This window comes from Microcoleus sp. T3_B1 (assembly GCF_036700445.1).
GTDB lineage: Bacteria > Cyanobacteriota > Cyanobacteriia > Cyanobacteriales > Microcoleaceae > Microcoleus.
On record NZ_JAUBOX010000085.1, the window covers coordinates 1 to 6,298 of the forward strand.

A 6,298-nucleotide genomic window follows, 5' to 3' on the forward strand; every position below is an offset into this window, starting at 1 on the left:
TCTGGGACCTGTCTGATGAGTGTGCTATATTCAGATTGTTGCCGATTGTCGGGGATTGTCTGAATTAAAAGTATCAGTCATCACTATCATCATTGACAATAATGCCCGTACTTTGGTTGGCGGCGGGATTGACGGTGGCGTTGATGGCGTTGTTGAGGGTAACGCTGAAATTTTCATTCGCCTCGAATTTGGTGTCGCCGTTAACAATTACAGCGATCGTTTTTGTTAGCGCTTCTGACGAATTAAAGATGAGATTACCGTCATTATCTTCGTAGTCGAGATCGCCCGTAGTAGCAGTACCGTCATCTGTTTTGTAGTTAACAGTAATGGGCAAACCAGAAGGATTGGAGAGGCTAACGGTGTAGTTGTAGGCAGTTGTGCCTGTATTGCCTTCAGCTTGGTTAATCGTGGCGGGGGCGATGCTGACAGTTGGAGGGTTATCGTTATCTGCAATTGTCAAAACTGCATTGTTGTATCGATCGCCAACTGTAGCATTTCCCGTTGGATTAGTTAGAGATAAATTAACCGTTTCGTCAGCTTCGTCGATCGCGTCATCGGCGATCGGAATACTAACAATTTTTGGTGTCGTATCGCCGGCGGCAAAGTTAATCGCGATCGGCGTCTTGGTGTAGTCAGCAGCAACAGCAGTACCATCCGTCAGCGTCAGCGTTGCCCCAACTGCACCTTTATTACCACCGATGCGATTGACGCTAATTGCAGTACCTACAACTGTGCCGTTTTCATTCACCGTGTAAGCGGGATTGCTAAATTGCAGTAAGCCGGGGGAAGGTTGAGAAAATTCCGAAGTATCGTTAGTTGTTAAGTTAGTAGCAGTAGTGACGATCGCCCCTGTTGCAGTTAAAGGCGGCGATGTAAAATTAGCATTGCCAGCAGCATCAGTGGTGACATTAACAAAGTTGAGATAAGTTTGTCCTTCGCCGTTACCGCTGGGATCTAAGGCAGTATTGTCAAAAAATTCGACGCGGAAAGTCGTATTGGGAATGCTGTTGAGAGTGCCGCTAAGGGTAATGTTGCCGTTGCTAGCAGTTGCGGAGGTTAACACCGGGAAATTTTGCAAGCCGTTTCCGCCTGTATCCCCGTCTCCCAAGTCGTTTGGGGTAAGGCCGTCGGCAGTTAAGGGATCGGTATCGTTATCGAGATCGATGCCTAAACCATTATTAGAAAAGATAGAATTGCCTAAAATTGCCAAGCCGTTGCCACCAGTAACTTGAATGCCGTTACTAGGATTAAATGCGATCGTATTTCCTTCTCCTGCTGCGGTGCCGCCGATGCGGTTATTGACGCCAGTTTTGTCAGCTAGGACGCTGTACGTATTGGGTAAAGGACTGCTGCCGTCAGCTTGCGTGCCGATATAATTGCCGATAACGCGGTTGCCAGTGGCAAGGTTGCTAACTAGGTAGACGGCAATTTGGTTGCCGGAAATGACATTGCGTTCTTGCGGTGTTGTGCCGCCGATGATGTTGCTTTCGGCAAGATCGAAATAGATGCCGATCAGATTTCCCAAAGCGGCAGTACCGCTGATATTTGTGCCGATATAGTTGCCGACAACTCGGTTTGTCGCAGGTACAGCGGTTGAATCAGGCGCTTGTAGAAAAGCAATACCCGCAGTCTGACTGCCAGAAATGATATTGCGTTCTTGAGGCGTCGTTCCGCCGATAATATTGTTAGAAGCGCTGCCAATAGCGATGCCATAGATACTGTTTGCTAGCGCTACATTACCCGTGATATCAGTGCCGATGAGGTTGCCGACAACTCGATTTTGATTGGCAGTTGGACCGTTGATCCCAATTCCGCCACCTTCGCCGGCATTGCCAGAAATCAGGTTGTCCTGAATCAAGTTTTCAGGCGCATTGCGGATGATGATGCCACCGGTGTTGGCCATCGCATTGGCGATCGCAACAGTACCAGTAACATCAGTGCCAATAAGGTTGCTGATTACTTGGTTGTTGCGCGCAGCGATGCCGGAAATCTCGATGCCAAGCCCCCTATTTGAATTGTCGTTGCCAGAGATTAAGTTGTTCTCGATCCGATTATCTGGAACGCCATCAATCCAGATCCCCCTGCGGTTGCCCCGATCAACCGTACCCGCAAGATCCGTGCCGATGTGGTTGCTGAGGATCTCGTTGCCGCCATTGGTTTGCAAGCGGATACCTGCCCAGTCAAATCTGTTGATTGCTAAACCTTGCACGATACTGTTCCCAGCAGTGATATCAAGTCCGACCATCACCAATCCGGCGAGGTTGCCGCTGAGTTCCACCAGTGGCAAACCGTTATAGCCCGCGCCGCCTTGACTCCAACCATCGACGATCGCTGGATCGGAGATGGGCGGCAGTGCGGATAAAGGCTGAATTAATTGCTGAGAACCGATCGCCCCGATATTAAAGGCGATCGTGTCGCGATCGGCTGCTGTACCCAATGTACCGTTAATCTGTGCTTGTTCTGCCACTGTCAAAGCAGGAACATTCAGAGTGCCATTGGCAACCAGAATTGCCTCTCTGAGGGTGAGGACGGCATTCCTGATATTCGAGTCATCTGTGCTATTAACGGTAATGGTAGCAGCCATAATGTTTCTCCTTATACCCTGGTGTTGGCGAGGTTCGGCTATTGTTGGTGAGGCGATCGATAATTGCGATCGGGCGATCGGCAATCAAGTTGCTTCTAAACCAGTATATTTTCCCAGAAGAAAACCCACCAGGGGAGTAAAATCAGGTGTTTCTACAAGGACTGACAGTAAAAACTCAGGTTAAATCAGTTAAAATACGGAAAAGTCAGGGTGGCTTTCTCCATGCAGGAACAATAGATATCTTGTAAAAGTCTGCATACTTACGTATATACGTACTTACCGGTCGAGCCCATGAACTCAGAATTAGACTTCTCTTGGAGCCAAACCAAAGAATCTGCCGATCGCATTTTTGCTCAAAACACCGGCAAATATCTCAGCGACATCGAAATGAAAGTCCTTCAAGGTTCTTGGGAAGGCAAAAGTTACGATGAAATCGCCAAAGTTTACGGCTACAGTGCTGAATACCTCAACAAAGATGTCGGTAACAAATTGTGGCACAAGTTTTCAGAAGCGTTAGGAGAAAAAATTAGTAAGAAAAATTTCAAAGAAGCTCTAAGGAGATTTGCCTCGCCAGAATTACGTCAAGCTACTAACATAAATCTGCCCTCGCCAACACTGAATGCGATCGCAAATTTGCCATTTCCCGAAGGTTCGGTATCATTAGATTCTCCTTTTTATGTAGAGCGTTGCAACATTGAATCTTTGTGCGGCGAGACTGTTGTGAAACCCGGTTCGCTGATTCGGATCAAAGCACCGGAAATGATGGGCAAAACTTCATTGATGACCAGAATTTTAGCTCAGGGCGATCGGGAAAACTATCACGCAGTCTATCTAGATTTAAGCGCTGCAGACCGAGGAATCTTAACAAATTTGGATAAATTTCTGCGCTGGCTGTGTTTGATGGTAAGCCGACAGCTAAAGTTAGAAAACAAGTTAAACGAATATTGGGATACGGATATTTTGGGCAGCAACGATAACTGTACGGTTTACTTTGAAGAGTATTTGCTGGCAGAAACATCAGCGCCTCTAGTTTTGGGGTTGGATGAAGTCGATCGCCTATTTCCCTACACGGAAGTAGTTGAAGACTTTTTGGGGATGCTGCGAAGCTGGCACGAAAAAGCCAAGATTTCGGATATCTGGAAAAAACTGCGGTTGGTAATGGCGCATTCTACCGAAGTTTATATTCCTTTGGACATGAATCAATCTCCGTTTAATGCGGGGGTTCCCGTTGAGTTGCTGGAGTTTGAGAGGCCGCAAATTCACGATTTAGCTCGCTTACACGGCTTGGAGTGGGATGAGGGGCAATTGCAAAAGTTAATAAGTGCGATCGGCGGCCATCCTTATTTAGTAAGATTGGCAATGTATGAGATTAGTTGTGGCAAAATTTCCTTAACTCAGCTATTAGAAAATGCGGCCTCAGAATCTGGAAGTTACAGCAGTCATTTACGCAAGCATTTGGAAATTTTGCAACAAAATCCCGAATTAGCTTTGGCTTTGAAAAAAGTTGTTAATTCGGCCGAACCAGTGGAATTAGATTCAATGCAAATTTACAAATTGCACAGCATGGGAATTGTGCGGCGGCAAAATAATTATGTCATGCCGCGTTGCAATTTGTACCGCGAGTATTTCTGCCGTGTTTTAGCTTGAAAAGCAGTGATAGTGCGATCGCGCGATCGCGTAGCGTGCATTTGGCATTCGCTTATGAAGAATAAAAGAGACTGACTTGAGCGATCGCTAACTTCACTGACTATTGAAAATAGGGTTTCGGAAACAACACTCATTCCCAATTCCCTATTTTCAATACAGAGCTACTTTCCCAATCTACAGACAGAATTAGCCCCCGCCCAAACCAAGCCCAGTAATGGTGGTTATACTAGCACCATTGTTTATCTTAAGGTTAGTGAAAGGTTGTATCCCTTGTATAACACCAATCAATCCATCGGGGGAAAATCCCGGATTATCAACGAAGATTCCTCGACCTGATACTCCACCGTCAAGGCTGACCTCCTGCAATTTATAGTTGACTCCTCCTTTAAGCTGGATAGTATCCTGACCGGATGTAAAGTCTTTAATTAAGCCGTAGCCGTTAACAAATGGATTCGGATTGGGAACCTGCAAACCACCCTCATTGTAGTAGATATTATTGGCATCCCCAAGGACGAAGGTGTTAACTCCAGCACCTCCAGTAAGAATGTCAATTTCTTGAGTGCCAGGGCTCGCTTCAGAAGAATTAACACCAATTAAAGTGTCATTACCGTCGCCACCCGTGAGAACGTCATTACCGTCGCCACCCATGAGCCTGTCGTTACCGTTTCCGCCATTGAGAGTGTCTTTGCCTAAGCCACCATTGAGAGTATCATTCTGGTTGCCGCCATTGAGAATATCGTTGCCGTTTCCGCCATTGAGAATGTCATTACCGTCGTCACCATTGAGAATGTCGTTGTCTAAGCCACCATTGAGAGTGTCATTACCCTTTCCGCCTTTAAGAGTATCGTTGCCTGAGTCACCATTGAGAATGTCATTGCCATCTCCGCCATTAAGGGCATCGTTGCCGCTACCTCCACTCAGAAAGTCGTTACCGCTTTGGCCATATAGCTTGTCATTTCCCAATCCACCTCGGATGTTGTTGGCAACTGCATTCCCGTAGATGTTGTCGTTTCCAGTCCCTCCAACTGCATTTTCAATGGTTGCGCCGAGAGCGATCGCCACATTGTTTTGAGCATTGGCATTACCATTGGCACCGATAGAACTGAAACCACCTGCGACTAAGTCAATGACTACATCCTTAGTTTGGTTAGCGGCACTGATTTGGTCGGTGCCACCCCCATCCCAAATCGTTTCGATAAATTTGGCATTTTTGCCCCAACTATAAGTATTGTTACCGGAACGGGTATCGGTATTAGCCCCATAAAGATATTGAACTGCTGCAACATCAAATAGTTGTGGAGTTTTTGGTGTCACCCCTGGCATATCAGGGTGACCGTTGTAAGACATGAGAGTAAAGCGATCGTTGTCTTGATAATTGGGCATATTTACTGCCCCTTCATGAGGGTGTTTCAACCCTAGGGAGTGACCAATTTCATGAAGAAGAATTGTAAATCCTGATGAACCGGGCGTAATGTTGGCAAGATTCTTGTCAAGCCAAATGTGACTTTTAGTAGCAGACCCGACTCCAGTAGACCAGCCTGCATAATTGGGAATGTCGATAGAACCAAACTGAATTTTTCCACCACCGTTAGCATTAGAAACTTCCTTAAATGTGATATTGGAAATATCAGAGTAAAGTTTTAATCCTTGTCTGGCAGACTCCTGCTGTTCTGCTGTGAAGGGTTTGAAGTCATCCCATGAGGTAGATTCTGGCTTAGTTTGCATGAAGCTAAAAGTAACTTCTACGGGCGTACCGAGTGGGCTATTTTTGTTCCATCGTGGTTGATTTGTAGGAAGCAAAGCATCAATATAATAGGGCAGGTTATTCACAATGCCAGCGGTAGCAACCGGGCCAACACTGTCAATAGGGCGAACAATTTCGACAGGATTTAGGGTGCGAGTAGCTTCATTTCCGTCAACATTTCTGTCGCGGTCAATGATATCAACTGTTTCAGAATCATCGCTGTCACGACGGTCAATGATATCAACCGTTTCAGAATCATCGCTGTCGTCGTCAATCAAATCAACAGTTTCAGAATCATCGCTGTCGTCGTCAATCAAATCAAC

The 6,298-nt window shown here is 46.2% G+C and carries 3 protein-coding genes; 1 reads left to right on the forward strand and 2 read right to left on the reverse strand.

Translation table 11 applies throughout. The features are described from left to right. Window positions 1–73: 73 nt before the first annotated feature. A complete protein-coding gene (locus tag QT990_RS29675; RefSeq protein WP_333148139.1) occupies window positions 74–2,584 on the reverse strand; it encodes a Calx-beta domain-containing protein in 2,511 nt (836 codons plus the stop codon). A 291-nt stretch (window positions 2,585–2,875) separates the two neighbouring features. On the opposite strand from QT990_RS29675, the gene QT990_RS29680 reads away from it, so the two are divergent. After that, the gene (locus QT990_RS29680; protein ID WP_333148143.1) at window positions 2,876–4,231 is read left to right on the forward strand and encodes an AAA-like domain-containing protein; all 1,356 of its coding nucleotides are present in this window, start codon (window positions 2,876–2,878) and stop codon (window positions 4,229–4,231) included. A 186-nt stretch (window positions 4,232–4,417) separates the two neighbouring features. On the opposite strand, the gene QT990_RS29685 is transcribed toward QT990_RS29680, so the two are convergent. After that, window positions 4,418–6,298: M10 family metallopeptidase (locus tag QT990_RS29685; RefSeq protein ID WP_333466100.1), on the reverse strand; the 1,881-nt coding region annotated here is incomplete at its 5' end.